The sequence below is a fragment of the Runella sp. R5_40 genome (genome assembly GCF_057652295.1).
Map to the genome: position 1 here is coordinate 47,035 of NZ_JBYFCH010000030.1, position 21,576 is coordinate 68,610.

The 21,576-nt window shown below is 40.5% G+C and carries 20 protein-coding genes; 11 read left to right on the forward strand and 9 right to left on the reverse strand.

Annotated features, from left to right (window positions below):
- Positions 1-178: 178 nt before the first annotated feature.
- The 8 genes from AC23N5_RS28920 to AC23N5_RS28955 form a co-directional block, all read right to left on the reverse strand.
- Positions 179-1,150 carry a hypothetical protein gene (locus AC23N5_RS28920; protein ID WP_487758178.1) on the reverse strand — a complete coding sequence of 324 codons (972 nt, stop codon included), beginning with the start codon at positions 1,148-1,150 and terminating at the stop codon, positions 179-181.
- Positions 1,147-4,356: a hypothetical protein gene (locus AC23N5_RS28925; protein WP_487758179.1), complete on the reverse strand. Its 3,210-nt coding sequence runs from the start codon at positions 4,354-4,356 to the stop codon at positions 1,147-1,149. Before AC23N5_RS28925 ends, AC23N5_RS28920 begins: the two co-directional genes overlap by 4 nt.
- Positions 4,356-5,000 (reverse strand): condensin complex protein MksE, encoded by a 645-nt coding sequence (locus tag AC23N5_RS28930; RefSeq protein WP_487758180.1) that lies wholly within the window; start codon positions 4,998-5,000, stop codon positions 4,356-4,358. Before AC23N5_RS28930 ends, AC23N5_RS28925 begins: the two co-directional genes overlap by 1 nt.
- Positions 4,973-6,322, reverse strand: a complete 1,350-nt coding sequence (locus AC23N5_RS28935) for a hypothetical protein (RefSeq protein ID WP_487758181.1) — start codon at positions 6,320-6,322, stop codon at positions 4,973-4,975. The genes AC23N5_RS28930 and AC23N5_RS28935 overlap by 28 nt, the downstream gene beginning before the upstream one ends.
- A gap of 801 nt (positions 6,323-7,123) precedes the next feature.
- Positions 7,124-7,480 (reverse strand): YciI family protein, encoded by a 357-nt coding sequence (locus AC23N5_RS28940; RefSeq protein ID WP_487758182.1) that lies wholly within the window; start codon positions 7,478-7,480, stop codon positions 7,124-7,126.
- Positions 7,481-7,558: 78 nt separating this feature from the next.
- On the reverse strand, positions 7,559-8,128 hold the full coding sequence (locus AC23N5_RS28945) for a Crp/Fnr family transcriptional regulator (RefSeq protein WP_487758183.1): 570 nt from the start codon (positions 8,126-8,128) through the stop codon (positions 7,559-7,561).
- Between the two features lie 24 nt (positions 8,129-8,152).
- Positions 8,153-8,461 carry a DUF6958 family protein gene (locus tag AC23N5_RS28950; RefSeq protein ID WP_487758184.1) on the reverse strand — a complete coding sequence of 103 codons (309 nt, stop codon included), beginning with the start codon at positions 8,459-8,461 and terminating at the stop codon, positions 8,153-8,155.
- 93 nt (positions 8,462-8,554) lie between these two features.
- On the reverse strand, positions 8,555-8,650 hold the full coding sequence (locus AC23N5_RS28955; RefSeq protein WP_487758185.1) for a hypothetical protein: 96 nt from the start codon (positions 8,648-8,650) through the stop codon (positions 8,555-8,557).
- Between the two features lie 369 nt (positions 8,651-9,019).
- Here AC23N5_RS28955 and AC23N5_RS28960 point away from each other — a divergent pair, with 369 nt between their 5' ends.
- From AC23N5_RS28960 to AC23N5_RS29010, 11 genes are all read left to right on the forward strand, one after another.
- On the forward strand, positions 9,020-9,997 hold the full coding sequence (locus AC23N5_RS28960; RefSeq protein WP_487758186.1) for a ThuA domain-containing protein: 978 nt from the start codon (positions 9,020-9,022) through the stop codon (positions 9,995-9,997).
- 171 nt (positions 9,998-10,168) lie between these two features.
- A complete protein-coding gene (locus AC23N5_RS28965) occupies positions 10,169-12,442 on the forward strand; it encodes a TonB-dependent receptor (protein ID WP_487758187.1) in 2,274 nt (757 codons plus the stop codon).
- Between the two features lie 106 nt (positions 12,443-12,548).
- On the forward strand, positions 12,549-13,376 hold the full coding sequence (locus tag AC23N5_RS28970) for a DUF4249 domain-containing protein (protein ID WP_487758188.1): 828 nt from the start codon (positions 12,549-12,551) through the stop codon (positions 13,374-13,376).
- A 23-nt stretch (positions 13,377-13,399) separates the two neighbouring features.
- The gene (locus AC23N5_RS28975) at positions 13,400-14,155 is read left to right on the forward strand and encodes a hypothetical protein (protein WP_487758189.1); all 756 of its coding nucleotides are present in this window, start codon (positions 13,400-13,402) and stop codon (positions 14,153-14,155) included.
- A gap of 28 nt (positions 14,156-14,183) precedes the next feature.
- Entirely contained in the window at positions 14,184-14,537 is a 354-nt protein-coding gene (locus tag AC23N5_RS28980) for a DUF2147 domain-containing protein (protein WP_487758190.1), read from the forward strand.
- A complete protein-coding gene (locus AC23N5_RS28985; protein ID WP_487758191.1) occupies positions 14,522-15,859 on the forward strand; it encodes a TolC family protein in 1,338 nt (445 codons plus the stop codon). Before AC23N5_RS28980 ends, AC23N5_RS28985 begins: the two co-directional genes overlap by 16 nt.
- 3 nt (positions 15,860-15,862) lie before the next feature.
- On the forward strand, positions 15,863-16,969 hold the full coding sequence (locus AC23N5_RS28990; protein ID WP_487758192.1) for an efflux RND transporter periplasmic adaptor subunit: 1,107 nt from the start codon (positions 15,863-15,865) through the stop codon (positions 16,967-16,969).
- A 1-nt stretch (position 16,970) separates the two neighbouring features.
- On the forward strand, positions 16,971-18,197 hold the full coding sequence (locus AC23N5_RS28995) for an ABC transporter permease (protein WP_487758193.1): 1,227 nt from the start codon (positions 16,971-16,973) through the stop codon (positions 18,195-18,197).
- An 11-nt stretch (positions 18,198-18,208) separates the two neighbouring features.
- On the forward strand, positions 18,209-18,889 hold the full coding sequence (locus AC23N5_RS29000; protein WP_487758194.1) for an ABC transporter ATP-binding protein: 681 nt from the start codon (positions 18,209-18,211) through the stop codon (positions 18,887-18,889).
- Positions 18,890-19,882 carry a sensor histidine kinase gene (locus tag AC23N5_RS29005; protein WP_487758195.1) on the forward strand — a complete coding sequence of 331 codons (993 nt, stop codon included), beginning with the start codon at positions 18,890-18,892 and terminating at the stop codon, positions 19,880-19,882.
- Complete coding sequence (locus AC23N5_RS29010) at positions 19,879-20,625, forward strand: LytR/AlgR family response regulator transcription factor (protein ID WP_487758196.1); 747 nt, start codon at positions 19,879-19,881, stop codon at positions 20,623-20,625. Before AC23N5_RS29005 ends, AC23N5_RS29010 begins: the two co-directional genes overlap by 4 nt.
- Before the next feature lie 206 nt (positions 20,626-20,831).
- On the opposite strand, the gene AC23N5_RS29015 is transcribed toward AC23N5_RS29010, so the two are convergent.
- A complete protein-coding gene (locus tag AC23N5_RS29015) occupies positions 20,832-21,437 on the reverse strand; it encodes a Uma2 family endonuclease (protein ID WP_487758197.1) in 606 nt (201 codons plus the stop codon).
- Positions 21,438-21,576 lie beyond the last annotated feature (139 nt).

Sequence of the window (21,576 nt, forward strand, 5' to 3'; positions counted from 1 at the left end):
GGGTGATGAGCACTCGGCGCTATCGAAGGTTTCGTTCAACATCAAACGCTTTTGGGAGCTTCATGGCTTGGCTTGCTGCCACAACGAAATCTTAGTCATTAGCGGTAGTATTTTTACTTTACTTTGTAAGTGTCGTGATCAAATTTATTTATAAGAAAATAGTGAGTTTATTTAACCTTTAGATGGATTTTTCAGAAGTGGAAATATGTGAAATGATTTGTGGTATAGGCCATATCGTTTGCTCTTCAATCCACTGATTTTTGGCAATTAATTCTTTGATTAGAGCAGTTTGTTCTGGTGAAAAAACGTCACGGTTTAGACCTGAGAATTCATCCACTAACCATTTGCTTTGATGCTGGCCAGATTTGATGGGCTTGTAAATGGCCGTAGTTGGATTAGGAGTAATGAGTTGCACATCCTTACATTTTTTCTTGAAAATATGCTGAATGCGGCAGTAAATATCTAGTCCATGATAATCCCAATCACCGACGTAAAAAATGGGTAAATTTAGGTGCCGTTGAGAGATACGTTCAATGATAGGTGTGTTATTGCCTCCTGCGTACCACAGTTCGATGTTATTAGCGTGAAATTCCCACCAAGCTTTAAGGTAGTCGATGTTTTCGCATAGAAGGATGTATTTTGGGTCAGGACAATCTACCACGAAGCGCCATTGATTTTCTTTAGATGACCTAGCGGGGAAATCATCGATTCCAAGCAGAAACAGAACATCACTCATTAGCCCAGGACGGTTCTCTAAATATTTGGAATCTTTTAGCTTGAAAACGTTGGAACTGAAAATACGAACAGTGGTCAGGTTTTGTCGCAACTCCTCTCGGTTGTTAAAAATGAACATCAACGTATGAAGGTCGTAACTGTCGTATTGCTTTAGCCCACTAGCCCCTATCTCCGATTCATTGAAGAATTTTTCATAGTAGCTGTACTGTGGTAGGAGTTCCTTTTCAAAAAAGGCCTTGTAACCGTCCTTCGCGACAATAATGTTTTTATTCCCCGCTTTGAAATCCAATAACCGTTTACGATGACAGAGTACATTTTTAATGTAGGCGTTCTCCATCAGCTTTAAAGTCACACTGTCGTCCAGATACAGTTTGTACAAACCTTTCAGGTATCGCCAGTTAAGGGAATTTCTCATAATTCATTGCTAAAAACGGCAACCGGGTGTTTGTTGATGAATTCTTCTTCGGGGTCTTTGAAGAGCCAATAGATGTGTTGCTCACCTTCTTTAATGCGATGTAACGGAATGGACAATGAAAGTATTTGGTAACCGTATTTCCTGGCAATCTTTTCCAGCATATCCATATTTGAGCCAATACCTGCAGCTTCATCGATGCTCATAAACCGAAGTCCGTCGCTTTGGTGTTTCTGATCCTTTTTCATCATCGAAAGCTTGGCAATGCACAGCAAAGCCATTGCCGTATAGGTTTGGCCTGTACTGCCTGAATTCGTAATTCCGCTGGCCGTGTGAATCTTGTAATTCGGTGTATAGTACGAGAACGGCGAAAGCAAATCGTCAATAGTAATCTGAGGTAGCGGATGATCTGTATAACGCTTATACTCATCAATGATTAGTTCATCTATGGACACCTTCTGCCGCTGTTCCCGGGCACTAAGGTATTCTTGTATGGCATTGTGCCATAACCCCTCATTGATGGCGGGCATGTCGTCTAGGAATTGGGTTATCCATTGTACTCCGATACGACTGTTTTGCTCGCCCTTGAGCGAAGCCTTAAGCCCCCCGCTGATTTCTGCTTCTCGCTTGTTCAGCATGTTCCCCACTTCCCGCAATATATTAGTTTGTCGGCCGATCTCAGTATGTAATTCTTGCATCAGGTCACGCACCTTCACCAACTTGTTTTTATTGATCTCTGCGTTCCTATGTATAATATCATCCATATACTCAGTAATCTTCTGCCAAACTTCTTCTTCCTTAAAATCGATTTTTTGAAAAATGGCGGGGAGTACATGACGTACTAGTATTTTAAAATCTTCCGTTTGTCCAAGTCGACTCTGGTCGTTTTGCACTATATCAGGGTTTGCAATCACCTCTCCATAGGCACGAGTGTATTTACTTTGATAATCATCCATTGCCTTCTTAGCCTCAGCCAGTTTATCTTTTGAATAGTCAACCGGAAGGTCTTTTTCCAAATCTTCACTTTCCAGTTCCAGCTCCGTCAGTTCTTTTTCTGTCTCCTTTAGCTGTTGATACAACCAAGTCACTTCCTGTTTCACATTCTGCCCCGCTTCCGCCCTATTGTGACATTCCTTAAAATCGGCATAATATGTATCTTCGCTTAGCTGAGGCTCATCTTTCTCGTTCACTTTCAATCCATATTCGACTTTTAGTTCCGTCAATAGCGAGTCCACTGCTTCCGGTTGCGTTACGGCAAACGTTTCTAGTTGCTTCTTCAACGTTTCTTTGGCACTGAGCTGCGCGATCAATGCATCTCGTTCTTTTTCCGCTTTACGATGATCCGTTATGATCTGTTCCCGGTTCGTATAATCATTCAATGCCGAATTCAACTGCGTTTCCAGCCAATTTAATACTTCGTTATCCAAGTCCGATTCCCGATAATTCAGTGTTTCCCGTTGCGGCCATGCTTCAAAAAAAGATTGAGGCTGTTCTAACTCCCCAAAAAAAGCCTGGAGTTTTTTTCCGGCTTCGATGCTTTTTTCGATCTCAGCCATGCTCTGTTTTAACACATCCCGATTAGCCCGAAACCGCACTTTGATAGTTTCTTCATCCTTACCGTCGAAAAGCCGTTCTTCGGTGTATTCGAAAAACGAATGCACCCCACCTAAATCTGCCCAAAAACCATTTCCCGATTGCCGGGTAGTCGCCTGAAGTACCACGGCCGGTTCTGGAATGTATCGATGGCCAACATGCGCGTCGTTCGATGTCACTGTTAACACATTTCCTTGCTGGAAATATAGCACCATACTTTCCCTCTCTGGGGTAAGTTTGGGTTGATTGTTTAAGGCCCAGTATACTAGCGAATGTTCGTTATCAATGTCATTACACGCTAACAAGGCCTTTTTAGTAGTTAATTCCTGTTTCCAGGTGGTAATATCTGATTGGAGACTTTGGTTTATACTTAGCAGTCCTAATGAATGATCCAGTTCATCGAAAGCAATGATCAATCCTCTCTGTTCTAGCTTGGCTTTACCACTTTGCAATGCGGCATACAATACACGTTCAGTGTTGAATTTTCGGTGAAATTTCTGCACTGCCTGTATGCCCTCAAGTCCATGTATGGCTATGAATTGCTCAATTGCCTCGACATGATCTACCGGTTTTTTCAATCGGTCTGATTCCTTCGACTGAGTTTGCTTTCTCTTCTCCAGTATCGGAATGTCCTTGGCCAATTCCTTGATTTTTTCATCTTTTACCCGTTGCAAAACCACCAGCATTGCCCGGCTCCCGAAATGTTTGCTCAGCAACTGTTGAATTTCTGTTTGCTGTTCTTGCTTCTGCTGTAAAAGATGGTAGTACTGCAAGTGTTTCCAGGTGCTGAGGGCATTGTCCAGCTTACTTTTCAGATCGAACAGATTTTTCAATGCTTTTTGTTTTCGCTCAATCCTATCAAGTTGCTCGCGGTTGTTACGAAACGTGGACATATCATCCTCCATGGAGGATACCACTTTATCAAATGCTTTCTTAAAATGCGTACGCCATTGTCGACCAAACAGGAAATCCTGTAAGTCCACACCGTCTTTGATGTTGATATTTTTCCTGGCAAATGTTTGCAAAATCTTGGCATAGTCTTTTAGCGCATTCTCAACGGTCACATCCAGCGGAAATAACTGATTGATGTGCAACGTTTTGTGGTACTCATTAAATCGTCTGAACTTTTTAAACCCCAAATCTCTCTCCTCATTAAAATGCCGATCCAGTTCATCGATTGGTAACCATTTTCCGTTACTTTCAAACGCATCAACTTGGATTGGTTCGTCCAATGGTGTTAGCTTGTCTGCATCAAAATCGAGACTTTGCTGAATAATAAAAGCCTGCGTCTGGTTTTGGTTACGAGCAATGTATGCTCCTAACACGAGATACTGCCCCGAAGCGGTTTCCACATTGATGTACGCGTAACCGAAGTCTGTATTATCTGTAGTTTTCAAGACCAGCGTCTGGAAAGGACGCTCGCTTTTGCTCTGAGTAGACGAACTATATTCGGCAGAACCGATAAGTATGAGCTGTAATAAATCTGTTATAATGCTTTTGCCCACGCCACTATCGCCCACAAAATCGGTACGAAATGGATGAAACTTGTAGAAAAATTCTTGGTGGTGAATAATATTTACTGTACCAAGGCTGTGTATACGCGGAAAAGGATGCATTAGTAGCGGGCAATAATTTGATCAATGTTTTGAATCACATCTTCGTACACATATAGCAATCGCTGGAATGAAGGCAGCGGTTCGAAGTAATCGCCATTACGTTCCATCCAACCTAACCGAACGAATTGGTTCAAGGCTGAATCTACCATATTATCGATTTCAACATCGTCTGCCTGTAGCTTAGCTTTCTCCGAAGATTTTGCGATGAGTCTGAGCAAACCGTTTTCGTATTCTTCGTAATCCAGTGAGATCTTTTTCTTGAGTTCTGCCACTGAGTTGAGCTCCAGATTACCAGCAAAATAGATTACCTTGTATATAATCAGCCCTATAATAATATATTCATTTTTAACCTGACGCTTGTGGTTTTCTGGGATATTCGACTGACCTGCTGAATGGTAGTCCAAGTAATAATACAATTGGTCGTCATCGCCCCGTTTTTCCAGCCTTACGCCGAACAGGTTGCGATAATATCGTTGTAACGAGTCCTCATACCTTTTTAGGTATGCGTACAATTCTGGGTCAGAACCTCGCCGTTGGATATGAATACCATCTTTTAAAGCATAATCAAGCAGGCTGAATATCTGCTGGCTGTGGGCACTTTCTAAAAAGGCATAGCCTACATTTTCAGTATCGTTATTTTCCATAATGAGTTTTTTGAAAGGGGGGACGTCACAATTTCTTGTCTCGAAACATGCACTTCATACTCTGGTTTGCGATATATTTGATCCATTAACCCGAATAATACCTGAGAAGCCAATACAAAATCCTTATCCGCTTCCATCACCTCGAAAAACGACCGCGAAGCATCCAGTTTACCATCCTTCGCCAACTGCGCCATTAACTGGTTAATCCAACCATCCACCCGGTTGATTTTTTTCATTTCCTCGCGGAGGTGCTTTTTGCCTTCTTCTTGAAAACCTTCGTCTACTGGGTAACTTTTCCGTGGACGTGCGGGGGTTGGAAAAAGGGATTCTTCGCGCTTAAAGGTGAGCAACTGGGATCTCTTACTTCTGAAGGAAAAAGGCTTTATCTCGTTTGGAAACATCACCTTTTTCTCATTGCCGTTACCCTGCACTTTTGAGTGTTGGAGTAAAAAGTGAATGAACCGTTCTGTATTCGCTGTCCACTCTGATTGCCGTAGTATAGCAAACAACTGCTTGATCTTCGGCTGAATGCGGTCGAGTCGCCTGTCGGTGCTTCGTAACTTGCTCTGTATGCGATTAAAGAAAGCCTGACTGGTGCGAATGTGGCTAATCACAACCTCGTTTTCTGTATCAATCCCAATTAGTAACGACACAATCTTGTTTGTATCTTCAAAAGCAATGCGTAGCTCCAGGTTCTTTTTCTGAATGTCTGTCAGATCATCACGCACCTGTTTCAATAATTCCAGCGGTTTCTTTTCTTGAGCCAACACATCTTTACGCAATTGATGCACGGCCTCATCGATTTGTTGGTGCAAAAAATCCGTTTGTTGAGCTAACCTAGTTTGGAAAGCGTCCAAGCTAATGTTAAACCACTTGATTAACTTCTCTTCACTTTTCCTTGAGATACTCAGTTCTTCCTTCAGGTCATGACAAATCACCTCGATCTCCGTGGGGGTTAATGCACCTTTCAATGTTTTTCTTGACAAGTCACAAAACGCATATGCGTACTCCTGAAAAGAATATAGTCGCTTTTCCTCATCATAGCTTAGAAAAAAACGTAATAGTTTCTTGATGCGGACTTTATTCCGTGATTTTGGATAGTATTTTTCGTCTTTTTCTTTCCCTTTTTGAAAATCTACAAATAGTCGATGAATTTCCTCTTCGCTGAAAAAATCATTTTCATAGTATCCCGCCTTCAATCGTTCGTACAGCGCGATAATTACCATAATCTCCAACTCTTCGGGAAATAGTTGCCTGTATGTATCAAGCCGCTGAATTGCTTCGATAAAGTTGAAAGGTAGAGATGTTAGAGAAACGTTCACTGAAGTTATCTTAGAAATTGTCTAAAAAGATTTACTTTCATTTGCTCTTAAGTTTGTCTTTTTGCCGACAAATTAGAAATAGAATTCTAAATTTACAGACCTTGGGCGTTTTCGCTGTCACACGTGGGTTCGAGCTGAAAACCCAAAGGTGAACCGACTGAGCCTTTTCAGATAAACACTGAAGTCAGAAATGGAAGCCCAGAAATCCCGAACGAGTTGGGCGGTTTGTCGTACGAGGACCCAAAATATGTTTTTTAGGTCGGTCTTGCACCCAATTTGTTATTAGATAAAACACTATTTTACTACAACGAGTTGATTTACAGGTGGTTTTTGTGAATTATTAACACTTTGTATGTTATAAATCATTTCTGTACAAGGATAGTGAGTTGCGCTTATATTCGCAACTAATTTTATGTTTTTTTATCCAATGGTAATGTCCTCCTTCAGTTCAGTAACAAAGTGGTTCAGAAATGGAACATTATAGGCCATCTCAATCACTTTTTTAGAGAAGATAGGCCGAAGCTCATCAGAGGCTGACAACTTGCTCTAATTTTCAAAGAGCATCGGAAATGCGGTCAAATGTAAACGTTAAAAACAACAAGTGGCTAAGAAGCTTCATTGTGTAAGGTGCATATCATGATAACATTAACCTCCCGAAAGTATCCAAACTTTCGAGAGGGGTGACTTTTACAGCTCCACGTTGGGGGTTAGTAGAGTAGTGAGGTGTTATTGAAGTTAACCAACGATTCTCATGTCTTTGGTCGCGTATTTGGCATAAATTAGCAAAGCCCAGTGGTTGAATTAAAGGGTTGGAAATGAAATCAACGGTCTAATTTCAACGGAACTGCTGGGGTACTTCAATATTGGGCAAGTTTTGCTCCATTCTTGCACCTCTTCCAAATTGTCGCTTTTGCAAATCAAAAAGCCTGCTACTAAAACATTGTTTGCTTCCTTGTGGGGTTGCCCGTTGCTGATTCCGCCGTTACTAACGATAGAAGCGTCATAGCGAACTGGTGCTGTACTTACCAATTTTCCCTGTATGGCGATGCTTCCAATCCAAGATTGCCATTTGGGCATGTCTTCGGCCATATCTTCTGAAGTGGCTAAATACCCGTTTTCTGCACTCGCATTGCGGAACAATAAAATATACTCTGTCATGGTTGAAAAGTTAAATTGTGAATGATGATACAAAGTTGCATAGTACCATTTTATTCAACGATGACAAAAGTCGATGTTTTAGAGTTTACCCTTCAATCGGCTAAAAACGTCTTTATTAATTCCCAAATAAGAGGCAATGAGTTTGCTCGAAAGCCGCGACATAAGGGTTGGCCTGTTTTGCATGAGCCATTTGATACGGTCGAGTGATGAAAGTGCGATAAACGTGTTGATGCGATAAACGGAGTTGGCGTAAGAGGCTTCAAGAATTTGTCGGTAAACTTTATCGAACTGCGGAAAGGCTTCCATCAATTCTTGAAACCCTTTCTTATTGATGGCTACAAGCTGCGACGGCTCGACCGTTCTGATATTTTCATTGGAGGGCTGCCCACTTCCAAAACTAATCAATTCACTGCACCAATGGTCTTCGATGATAATGTTGCGAGTTGTTTCATTCATTTCATTGTCATAAACATATACTTGCAAGCATCCTTTCGCAACGAAATAAACGTATTTACAAATGTCGCCTTGTGTCAAAAGCTGCTGATTTCTTTTGGTCTCAATGAGCTCAAATTTGTTTAGCACCAGTTCGAGGTTGTCAATATCCTTGCCAAGCCGTTTAATTATATGTTGTCGTAAAATGTCTATCATGTGTTTATCGGGAAGAACAGTGATTTAACTCAATAATGAATCAAGGGGGACTTCCCCTTTTAACGTATATTTTTCGGGCTTTGACTTCGTTCTGAAAATGATGCTTCTGGCTTCTAGGTCAAGTTTAACGGTTTCGCCGTACCATTGCACGCCACCCACAAAATCATCTTTTATCTTTTCGTATAATTTTTCCATGAGTTCGGTGTGAGTAAGCTCATCTTTCTCCAAAATTTGCAGCAAGTTTTTTCGGATGAAGTTGTATTTTTCTAATGATATTTTCTTGTTGACCTTCCCTTCTTTTGGATGAAGCGTTTGAATGGTTTGTTCTTTCATGGGTTCTGGAAATTAGTTTATGGGGAATTACATCACCTTCCCGAAAGTTCTAAAACTTTCGGGAAGGTGATGTAATCATACCGCAAAGGGTTTTCAAAATGCTACCGGTGAAAAAGTGGACAGTAGTTTGCATTTTTCACATTTAAAGTCATAAAAATCAAGAAGTTGTCTGATAAGCAATGAGTTCATTGTCAGTAATGTAAGGGGTTTTGTAATCCCCAATTATCTGTCCTGTTTTGCAAAAATTACTCATCAGAATTTCAAACTCATCACAAAGCTTGTTTCTGTCAAAAGTAGAGTTAATTGATATAGAAAGTTTCTGTTTATACATGGTGATTGTCTAATATATAAAGTCCTCGTTGTGGCAGTTTTACAGTAGGTGGGTTCAGTTCTTAAAGATAACAGCAACCTCCCGAAAGTTCTAAAACTTTCGGGAGGTTTTAAAATGAAACTTTCGGGAGGGTTTCAAAAATCAATCCCAAAACAATAGATAGGAAGCAGGTATTTTTTGCTTTACCTACCTAAAGGTAAAATGTACTTTAAACCCCAGAAAAACCAATGAAGAAATTCAGTTTTTTGCTCCTTACGCTTGTGATAGGCATCTATGCTAGTCATGTTTCGGTCGCTAATCCCTCAAAAAAAGTGTTAAAGGCACTGATTATTGATGGTCAAAATAACCACGAACAATGGCCTAAAATCACCTACATGATGAAGCGTTACTTGGAGGAAACGGGTAAATTTACCGTGGACGTAGAGCGTACCTACTATACTTGGAACGGAGGCGATTTGGAGGCAAAATACCCAATTAAAGGTCTTCCTGCGACGCAATCGTTGCCCAAGCCTAAGATGGATTCAGCCTATCACCCCGATTTTTTCAAGTACGATGTCGTTATCTGTAATTTTGGTTGGAACGCGGCCCCTTGGTCGGACGGCACGCAAGCAGATTTTGAAAAATACATTAATAATGGAGGGGGTCTAGTGGTGGTTCATGCTGCCGATAATTCGTTTCCGATGTGGCCTGCTTACAACCGCATGATTGGTTTGGGTGGCTGGGGCGACCGCACCGAGAAAGACGGTCCGTTTGTGTATTATGACAAAGAGGGGAAATTGGTGCGGGATACAAGCCCAGGGCGGGCGGGCTCGCACGGGGCGCAAAAGGAGTTTTTGATTACGGTTCGCAATTCAAAACACCCAATTACGAAGGGAATGCCGCTGAATTGGATGCACTCCAAAGACGAAATGTACGACCGCTTGCGTGGGCCTGCCGAAAATATGGAGGTACTGGCCACGGCTTTTTCTCCGAAAGACAATCGCGGCACCGACCGCCACGAACCCATGCTGATGACCATTAAACAAGGGAAGGGCCGTATTTTTCACACGCCGCTTGGTCACGTTGATTATTCGGTAGAGTGCGTGGGCTTTATTATTTCCCTTCAGCGCGGAGCACAGTGGGCGGCAACGGGCAAAGTTGATATCCCGATTCCTGCCGATTTCCCTACGGAAACAGCGGTGAGCCAGCGTAAGTTTGTGGAGTAGGAGTCGAAAATTACAATATCTAAAGGGGGGCGTTTCAATAAAAACGTCCCCCTTTCTCGTTTAAAAAGATTGATTTGCCCGTTTCAGCGCCTTTCATGTCCACTTGAGTAGGTATAGGGAGGAACGGAGTTGATGCGTGATGTTACTTTGTCGAAAAAACATCACAAACAAATGTCAAGAGTATTTCTATTAGCAGTCTTATTACTCCTCAGTTATCACAGTTTTTCGCAAAACAAATTTACATTAAGTGGAACGGTCAAAGATGCCAAAACGGGTGAATTGATGATTGGAGCGACCGTTAGGGTTAAAGAATTGCCCAATGTTGGAATGGCCTGCAATGAGTATGGGTTTTATTCGCTGACCATTCAGCAAGGTTCATACACGCTTTTAGCAGGAATGATGGGGTATGTATCTAATGAGGTGAAAGTGGTACTGTCTTCTAATCAAAAGGTTGATTTTCACTTATCTGAGGAAACGGCCATGCTAAATGAAGTTGTAGTTAGGGCAACGGCCGCGAATGAAAATGTAGCAAATCCGACGATGGGATTTGAAAAGCTCAACATCAAGGAAGTAAATCAATTGCCCGTTTTGTTAGGCGAACGCGACCCGCTGAAAATCATGCAGTTATTGCCTGGAATCAAGTCAGCAGGAGAAGGCAGCAGCGGCTTCAATGTACGGGGAGGGAATGTAGATCAAAACCTGATTTTGCTCGATGAAGCCCCCGTTTATAATGCGTCGCACTTACTTGGTTTTTTTAGTACGTTCAATGCCGATGCCATCAAGGATTTAAGCATTTACAAAGGAAATAGCCCAGCCCAATACGGAGGAAGGTTGTCGTCGGTTTTGGACATTAAAATGAACGATGGCAATAATCAAAATTACAAAGTAGGCGGAGGAATTGGGTTGATAGCCAGTCATTTGTCGGTGGAAGGGCCACTTCAAAAAGGGAAAAGTTCGTTTTTGGTGACAGGAAGAAGAACGTACGCCGATGCGTTTTTGAAATTATCGAACGACGAAAATCTGAATAAAAATACCCTCTACTTTTACGACCTAAACGCTAAACTAAATTATACGATTTCAGACAAAGACCGTTTGTATTTATCGGGATACTTTGGGCGTGATAAGTTTGGGATAAACGATTTATTTTCGCTGGATTGGGGCAATGCAACGGCAACTTTGCGTTGGAACCACCTCTATTCTGAGAAACTGTTTAGCAATACGTCACTCATTTACAGTAAGTACAATTATGAAGTAGGGGTTGCCAATGGAAGTAGTCAGTTTTTGTTAACTTCTGATATTCAAGATATTAATTTAAAACAGGAGTTTAGCTATTTCCCGAATCCCCAAAATTCCATTCGTTTTGGTGCAAATATCATTCATCATACCCTTACGCCCCGAACGCGTGAATCAACGGGAGAAAATTCAAGTGTAAACGAAACCAATGAACCGAATCAAACAGCGTTTGAGTCAGCCGTGTATGCGTCGAATAAATGGAGCCCAACCCCTAAATTTAACCTTGAATATGGGGTTCGTTTAAGTGCATTTACAGTCATGGGGACGGAAGAGCAAACGGAGATTACAAAAAATTACCTCAATCTCGAACCCCGCGTTTCGGCGAGCTATTTGTTTAGTCCAACACTCTCACTTAAAGCGGCGTACAGTCGAAATACCCAACATTTACATTTGCTCAGTAGCTCAAACGCGGCTTCTCCTACCGACCGTTGGCTGATGAATACGTCGACTATCAAGCCCGAACTTGCGGACCAGGTTTCGGTGGGTATTTTTAAGAATTTGAGCGATAACACCTATGAGTTTAGCTCGGAAGTTTATTATAAATCAATGCAGAATCAGGTTGATTATAAAGACGGTGCTGATTTTATTCAAAGTGAAAATATAGAAGCCCAACTACTTTTTGGTAAAGGGCGAGCCTATGGAGCCGAGTTTTTGGTCAAAAAGAAATCGGGCAAATTAACAGGCTGGATTGGATATACCCTTTCGCGTAGTGAGCGACAGATAGAGGGTATTAACAACGGACAATGGTATGCCGCCAAACAAGACCGCACCCATGACCTTTCTATTGTTGGAACGTATCAGTTGACTAAAAAATGGACCCTTTCGGGGACGTGGGTGTATAACACAGGAAATGCTGTCACCTTTCCGACGGCCAAATACCGAATTGATGGGGGAGTTGCGTTTCTGTTTTCGGAACGAAATGGCTATCGAATGCCTGATTACCATCGTCTTGATTTAGGTGCAACGGTCAATCTTAACAAAAAAGCCCACCGCGAATCAAGCCTTTCTCTTGGGGTTTATAATGCCTATGGTCGGCCTAATCCTTATGCCTATAATTTTGGCCAAAGTATTGATAATCCAGAGGTGACGGAAGTTAGTCGCGTTACGCTCTTTCAGTATGTACCTTATGTTACCTACAATTTTAAATTTTAGAATGCTACGGTCTGACTATCGTCTGACCAAGGTGTTTAGGTCAGACGGCAGTCAGACCGTAGTAGAAAAACAACTCTTTATCAATGTTTAAACAAGCCGTATTCCTATGTTTTTTAGCTCAAAAGAAAAAAATAACTGTAACAAGGCCAACAGCTACAAAGCCTTGTATGCCATGATGATTTTCAGTCTTAGCTCTTGCGTGGAGGTGGTGAGTCTCGATCTTCGAAGCGTTGAGCCTCAGTTGGTGATTGAGGGTAAAATTACTGATAGCGATACCGATAATGAAGTAAAGCTGACATTTACCCAAGACTTCCAAGAGCCAAATAATTTTCCCCCTATTACCTCGGCCAACGTGACAGTGACTGACTTAACAACGGGCGAAAGTGAGCAGTTAACTCAAACTTTTTCGGGGGTGTATTCGATTCAACAACTGAAAGGAAAGGTAGGCCATACATACAAAATGGAAGTCAACTACAACGGCACTACCTACGAAGCTACTTCTACCATTCCAAATAAAGTCCCATTTGAAGAGCTGAAATATCAAGAAGTGTCTCGTTTGCAGACCAATATACGAATGGTCGCTGTATATAACGATCCCAAAGATGAAACCAATTATTATCGCTGGGCGACCATCGGAACTGATGGGGTTCGTAGTCGCGCTTATTTTGTGCGAAGTGATGCATTCAACAATGGAAATCGAATCGAACAAGTGATTGATAGCGGCATGGACATCGAACCAGGTGATAAAATTACCATTGAAATGCAGTGTATCGATAAAGCCACGTTTGACTATTTTTTGACCCTCGGCAAACAACAAGGACAAGGACCCAATAGTGGTTCGTCAGGCGTAAATCCACCTACTAACATAACGGGAGGAGCGTTGGGGTATTTTGGGGCATATACCATATCGCGCAAAACCACTGAAATCAAGTGAAAACTTTATTTGTTAACCTAACCATGCTCTGTTTTCTAGTCGGGCAACCTTGTGTTGCCCAACGAAAACCCTTTGTATTTACCCCCGATAAAGAATGGCATTACCTGACGGCAGGAGCTGGGTTTCCATTGCCTTCTTATATTGGCTACGAATACCGCCTAAATCGCTGGGCGTATTCGATAGAGATGGGTGTGATTCATACGTCGTTGATGGTTGGTTTGACTTCTTCTGGAACCACGACCACCCGCGCGGTTTATATCCGAGATAATCTGCAGCAGGGTTCGAGTTATACCGCAGGCTTGAAATTCCATTTTACCGAAAAATTCTCTTCCTTTTATGTAGGTACTCAATTTCGATACTTAAAGGTGGGAATGCAGCAAGATAGTCCGCGCGGGATGATTTCTATTTTTGCTCCCGACCGACTGGGGGATATTGAAGCACAACTTGACAATAATTTTTTGTTGAATCAATTGCTAGGGGGTAGCCGCTTTTTGGACGAAACCACGCTGAAACCTGCATTGTGGTTAATGATGATGGGAGTGCAAGTAGGGAGAAAAATAAGATTAAATCAGCGACTAACCATCGAACCCCAGCTTTCTTTTGATGTTAAAATCGGCCAAACCATACGCCTTGATTTTGACTCAAATAATGGGCGGGTAGATCGGATATTGGATAGCCAAATTTCACCCATTATCAGCAGTGCCATCAGAAACCAAAATTTCTTACCCGTTCTGCCCTCCTTGAGCGTATCGCTAAAATATGTCTTACGAACTCGATAATTTTTTGAAATAAAACCAAAATAAAGCAATGAAAGCAACAGCATTTATTATTCTGATGATGACTTTGGCAGCTTTTAAACCCGCCGAAGAAACTACCCTCATTGGTCATTGGCAAAACGAAAATGGTACTCGAAGCATTGAGTTTTATCAGACACAAGCTGGAATTGATGGAAAAATTACCGAAGATGAAAATTCTTTGTTGGAAGGAAAAGTTGTTTTTAAAAACCTGAAATTTGATGGGAAAGCATATCATGGAACGTGTTTTTTGCCCAAAAGAAACCGAACTATCCGATGTACATTACTATTAACTTCTCCCAATACAGTGGCAATTACTGGAAAAATGGGCATGATGAGTGATACAAAAGTATGGAAAAGAAAGTAAAATGTCGGGGTCGAAAATGTGTTTTTGGGCTATTATGTTGCTTTTGGGTAAGCTGTGGTTTTGCACAATCAAGTGTCCGTTTTTATCAATTAGAAGAATTGCTCCAGTATGCCCAAAAGCACAGCTCTGTTTTGGTTTTGAACGCAAAACAACGAGAATTAGCGCAGCTTACCACCAAAACAGCGGTAGGGAATTTCATCAACCCTCGAATTCCTACGGTGGCCTCGCTGATTGACAATTCAAAGCAGCCCGTAAGTTTTATACCCGCCGAGGTTTTTGGTGGCCCTACGGGTACTTTTCGAGAAATTACGATGGGGCAACAATACGTGGCAAACTTCAGTCTTTCTCCACAATTTGAGGTCTTGAACCTGGGGAATTATGCGCGCATTCAATCGGCGAAAATAAATGAGAAAATCACGGAGACAAATGCGCAAATTGTGGAAAAAAACTTGCTTGATCAAGTGGGTGCTGGGTATTATAACATACTTGGTTATAAGGCGCAAATCAAGATGCTTGAGCAAAACAAAGGTAGAGCCGATTCTATTGTCGGGATTATTACACAACGATACCAAAAAGGATTGGTGAGGGTGCAAGACCTAAACGACGCCAAGGTAAATAGCATCACTATCGAGGACAAAATTCAGCAGTTGAAAGTGGCGACGCTCCTGCAATATGCTGTATTACAGGTATTATGTGATACAAATGATTCTTTAGAAATTGCTGCCGTATTGGAAGATAATACAGCGTTTTCTGGGGAAACAAACCTGACTGTTCGGAGTGATTTGCTGGATCGGAATGCTTCTTTGCAAGAACAGTTTTTGAGGGCCGAGCTTAGGTCGATCAAGTGGCAGCAACTCCCAACATTGTCGTTTGTTTCAAATTTTGCTTGGCAAAACAACAGCAATAATCGCTTTTTTGACCCCAACACTAATCTTGTAACAAGTAGCTATTGGGGTTTACGCATCCATTGGGATTTACCTACCAATGTCAATAAACTGTCCAATTATAAGTCGGCACTGTTGAATGCACAATTGGCCGAGATAAACCGAAAACACCAACAATTTCAAACTCTTTCGGGCAACCGACAATTGGAATTGGAATACCAAAAAATACTTGGGCAATACCGCAACGCAAAATCAATGTTTAGACTTAAAGAAGAAAATTTTGAAAAAAGCCTGAACCAGTATAACGCTGGTATTTTGGCAATTGATAAACTATTGTTGGTGCACAATGAGCTGATAATGAGCGAATCCAATCTCCTTAGTGTACTTAGTGCGGTTTTTTATGCAAAAGCAAGAATTGACATTGCCAACAGATTTTGAAAGATGGAACTACGTTTTAATTTAATTTTTTGTGGGCTGCTTGGAGGAATATTGACAGCTTGCAGCCGTGACTCTGCCGAAGAGAAGCGCCCTCAGCGGAAAGACATCACTGAATATGTCTTCGCCACAGGGGTATTGGAAGCCGATGAACGTTACCAATTGGTAGCTCAATCGGATGGTTATTTAGTAAAGGTATATTTTAAAGAAAATGATGAGGTAAGTCCAAATTCGCTTTTGGCAGAGATTGATAATAAGGCAAATCTCATTAATGCTGCATCGGCAACCCAACAATTGACAATTGCAGATTTTAACCTTACAGACAGTGCGCCTTCTCTAAAATTAACTGAAAGTAATATTGAGTTTGCAAAAAAAAAATACCAACAGGAGGCATTCCATGAGGAGCGACTACGTCAATTAAGAGAAACCAATAGTATTGCCAAGGTGGAATATGAAAATGCAGTATTGGCGACCCAAAATGCTTTAAGTTCATTAAATGCCCTGAAGGAACAGTACAAAAGCCTGCAACAACAGGCACAATTGCAAAAAATCGCCCAGAAAAATGCCTATGATTTGAGCCAAACCAACGCAACATATAATCAACTCCGAGCAGTAGTTGGTGGAAAGGTTCTTAAACGATACAAGCAAGCGGGTGACTTTGTGAGAAAAGGGGATGTTTTGGCCATGATTGGGAATACTGATTCTATTGTTGCCAAGGTAAATGTAGATGAGAACAACATTTCAAAGGTGCATGTGGGACAAAAAGTTTTTATGAAAATAAATATCAGTGAATCAGATGTTTATGAAGGGAGGTTGACTGAAATTCTTCCAGTGTTCGATGAAACAAGCCAGTCGTTTGTGTGTAAAATCATATTTATTTCACCACCTAACTTTAGGATTGTTGGGACTCAGCTTGAAGCAAATATTGAAGTTGCCCGCCGAAAAAACGTATTGGTTATTCCAAGAAATTATCTGGATTTTGGAAGCCTAGTTAACATCAAAGAAACGAATGAAAAGCAGAAAGTTGAGACAGGTATCGTATCTAACGAATATGTTGAGGTGATTTCGGGTGTTACAGAAAAGGATATTCTTCTTCCCCTAAAACCAAGATAAAATGCCAAAAATCAACAGAGAAATAGCAATAAATTATATCAGCAGTAATAAAAAGCTGACTGCTGTTGCTTCATTGGGCGTGCTCCTCGGAATGGCCATTTATATTTTTATGAATTCGATGCTCGCGGGTTTTGGGAAAAAATCTGATGAGGCCATTTTCAAAGTGACACCGCATGTGAGGGTCTATAGCGATGAACAACTTAGCCAACCCTTGGTCAGAGATACCGTCAGAATCCACTTGGTGATAAACCCCAAAATTCGACCTAAGAGCCCTAAAATTAGTAACCCTAACCAAGTGATTTCGTTGATTAATAAACAAAAAAATGTGATAATAGCTTCCCCCCAAGTCACTCAAAATGTCTTTATAAACATGGGTCTGACTCAGTTGTCGGTTCGGGCAGTAGGGATAATTCCGAAGGAGGCTGACCAATTGTTTGACATTAAGTCGGCCATGGTTGAAGGAGGTATAGATGACCTGGACCAAACTACCAATAATGTGGTTATTGGGGCAGGAATTGCAATAAAACTTGGTCTAAAAGTTGGCGACAAGATTAATGTGTTATCTTCAAAGGCGGTCAGCCGAAATTTGAAAGTTGTCGGTATCTTTCAACTTAATAATAAACGAGAAGATGAAGGAAAACTGTTTATTCATTTGAGAACGGCCCAACAGTTGCTCAAAGAAAATGAGGCATTTGTGACCGACATTAACGTGAAACTTAACAACCCGAAATACTCAAAACGAGTGTGTAACTTACTACAAACGTTGACTCCCTATCAGGCCGAAGATTGGGAAAGTGCCAACGAAACTGCCATGGCCGCTGCTCGAATGCGAACGATTATCATTGGATTTGTCTCAACGGCCATTCTTATTATTGCTGGGTTTGGGATTTATAATATTCTTAACATGACGGTTTCGCAGAAAATAAACGACATTGCCATCCTAAAAGCCATGGGTTTTCAGGGGAAAGACGTCATAAGTATTTTTGTTTCGCAAGCCATAATCATTGGAATGATTGGGGTCACGTTAGGAGTTGCAGTTGCAATCATTATGATTAAACTGCTTAAAAAAGTATATATCGGTGGCGATATTGGTTATTTTCCCATTGATTATGAGTTTGATAAGTTTTTTCAGGGAGTCGTTTTTGGGTTTGTAATTACATTTTTGGCGGGGTTTATACCAGCCAGAAAGGCAGCTCAAGTAGATCCAGTTTCGATTTTTAGGAAATAAAACAAAGCATCATGATGGAGATTGCATTGAAAACTAAGAATGTCGAAAAATACTTTTATGACCCTGTAAAGTTTCAGGTTCTGAAAGAAGTCTGCTTTGAAGTTCGTAAAGGGGAGTTTTTGACGATGGTTGGTAAATCTGGATCAGGTAAATCAACTTTGCTGTACATTTTGTCAACCATGGATACCGATTATTCTGGTGAATTATATATTGATAATCAGCGAGTAACTGATAAAAGCCTAGACCAATTAGCGCAAGTAAGAAACGAAAAAATAGGTTTTGTTTTTCAGTTTCATTATCTTTTACAAGAGTTTTCGTGTTTGAAAAATGTAATGCTTCCTGCATTACGTTTGGGGAAATGGAGTGTGGAAGAAATTGAATATAGAGCTTTTTCAAAATTAGAAATGCTGGGAATGAAAGATCAAGCACTAAAACCTGCAAATAAACTTTCAGGAGGACAGCAACAACGGGTGGCAATTGCCCGCGCCTTAATCAATGACCCGCTGATTATCATGGGAGACGAACCGACGGGAAATCTTGATAGTAAAAATACCCAAATTGTGTTTGATATTTTTCAAGAATTGGCAATATCTAATAAACAAACAATCATTGCGGTTACACACGATAATGATTTTGCTCTAAAATCAGATCGAACCATCGAAATGCGTGACGGAAAAATAATCAATGAATAAATGATGCATAAAAAACTATATCTACAAATCATTGTCCTTAGTTCATTAAGTGTTGCATCTATTTACTTAGTACTTTGGTTGATTCGTAGTCCTCAGAGTAGTTGGTTTCAGCTTTTGGTTGATTTTGGTCAAATCTTTCTTTTTTCAGTAAGTTTATGGGTCTTAAATTTGTTGTTTTTCTCCTACCTGAGTAATAAATATAATCAACGATTTGCTTATCTTTTTATTATGATGTTTACTAGTGTCATAGCTTATTTTTCTATGATGTTTATTTCAGATTCGTTGGGGATTTTTGACGAGATTAAAGGTGTTAAGCCTGTAGGTATAGGTTTTAGAGGTGTAGTAGTTAATTTGTTGATTATTACTTTTTTATATTCCACAATAATATTTAGTAAATTCAAAGAGGTAGAAGCCGAAAATGAGCGACTTAAAAGGAGTCAGTTAGAGACTCAACTTTCACAGTTAAAATCACAACTTAACCCCCATTTTCTTTTTAACTCACTCAATACACTCAAGGCGATGCTGGAAGAGAAAGACGATAATAGTGTTGAATATCTCATCAAGCTTTCAGAAGTTTATCGGTATTTCCTAGACAGCTCAGAGTCGAATTTGGTGACAGTACGAGAGGAAATGAAGATTGTTCAGGCGTATTTTTTTATGCTTAAAAACCGTTTTGAAGATAATATTTCACTTGAAATTAACCTTTTGCCGAAAACATTGGAACGGAAGATTCCTGCTATTTCACTTCAATTACTCATTGAAAATGCAGTGAAACATAACGTGATTTCGAGGGGAAAACCACTTAATATTTATGTTTATGAGACTGAACATCAATTGGTAGTGAAAAATAATTTGCAAACCAAAAGGAATAGAGAAGAATCGACCAAGATTGGACTACAAAATCTTAATAATCGTTCTAAGTTATTAACTCAAAAAGAAGTCATAGTAGAAATGACTGAAAAAGAATTTATTGTAAAAATTCCATTTGCATGAAAATTGTCATTGTCGAAGATGAGCCTAAGGCGGCTGCCAATCTAAAAAAAATACTTAAAAAAATTGATACTCAATTTGAAGTACTTGAAATCATTGACTCAGTCGAAATGGGATTGACGTATTTTGAAGAAATAGGTTTTCCAGATATAATTTTCTCAGATATTGAAATTGCAGACGGATTAAGTTTTGAAATTTATGAAGCAAAAATGCCCGTTTGTCCAGTTGTTTTTTGTACTGCGTATGACCAGTATGCGTTACAAGCTTTTAAAGCCAATGGAATAGATTATTTAGTGAAGCCTTTTAGCGAATCAGACGTTCGAAAATCGATAGAAAAAATTCAAAAATTGCGCCAATCTGAAGGAGGAATTGAACCACTTAAACAATTACTTGCCCAACTTCAAAAGCCCAGAAAGCAGGTTGTTCTGGTGAGTTATAGAGATAAAATTATTCCGATTAGTTTTCAACAAATCTCTTATTTTTACTCTTCTAAACATGCGACGGTCATTTGGTTTGAGGGTAAAGAGTTGAGTATAAACTACACATTAGATGAGGTTGAAAAAATGGTGGATGGTGCAAATTTTTATCGGGCCAACCGCCAATTTATCATTAACCGTGCTTTTGTTCGAGAAATTGAGCAATATTTCGCCCGTAAATTGGTGGTTCACTTGGTGCACCCAACCCCAGAAACCATCATTGTCAGTAAGGCAAAAGCGTCGGAGTTTTTGCGATGGCTAGAGGGATAAACGTGACTTTTGCCTGATTTTGTCAATATTCTGCCGTTTTTTGTATAGTACCTTCCCAAGAAAGAAATATACTTTTGTGAGAAATCAACCTAGTTCTCTGCAAAATATATGACTAACCCCATTCGACGCGTCGTAACATGCCATACCGAAGACGGTACGGCTATTTTTGTGGTGAACGGGATGGCGTTGGAGGAATGTATGATTCATTATGAAGCACTAAAAACTTCCTTGAGGTTGAGTTGTAAATCGGGAAAAATGACACTCGTCAACACCTCGTCATCCACATAAATGGTGGCAGGGCTGTACACCTCTGCTTCGGTCAAATGAAACTGGAAAGCGTTTTCGTGTTCAGGGTCAATGATAAGGTATTCTCGTACGCCATTTTCCTCGTAAAGGTCTTTTTTGAGTTTCATTTCTTTGGAAGAATTGCCTGGCGAAAGTATTTCAATCACCAAATCAGGTGCACCGTTGCAGCCTCTATCGTCGAGTTTGTCTAAATCACAAATAATACAAATATCAGGTTGGACAACGCTGTATACATTTTTATCTCCTTTGGCAGCCTTACGTTTGTCGTATAGCCGAACGTCGAAAGGAGCAGCATACGCTTCACAACGATGGTTCCTAAATGCGGTTCCAATTGTTAATGTCAACGTCCAAGATATTTTTTGATGCCTACGACTTGGGCCAGACATTGGGAAAATTTTGCCTTTGATTAACTCAACTGTCTGCTCAAACTTCCACGAAAGATAGTCGGCATAGGTGTATTTGTCGTTGGAAAGGTCTAATTGTGAAAGGCTTGTAATTTCACTCATAACTTTAAATTTTTACAAAAATAAATGAAACGATTTGAAAACAAAGTGGTGCTCGTTACAGGAGCTGCCTCAGGAATTGGCCGTGTTTCGCCTGAAGCATGTCACCAAGCTATCCACTTTCAACGTATGTATCCTAATT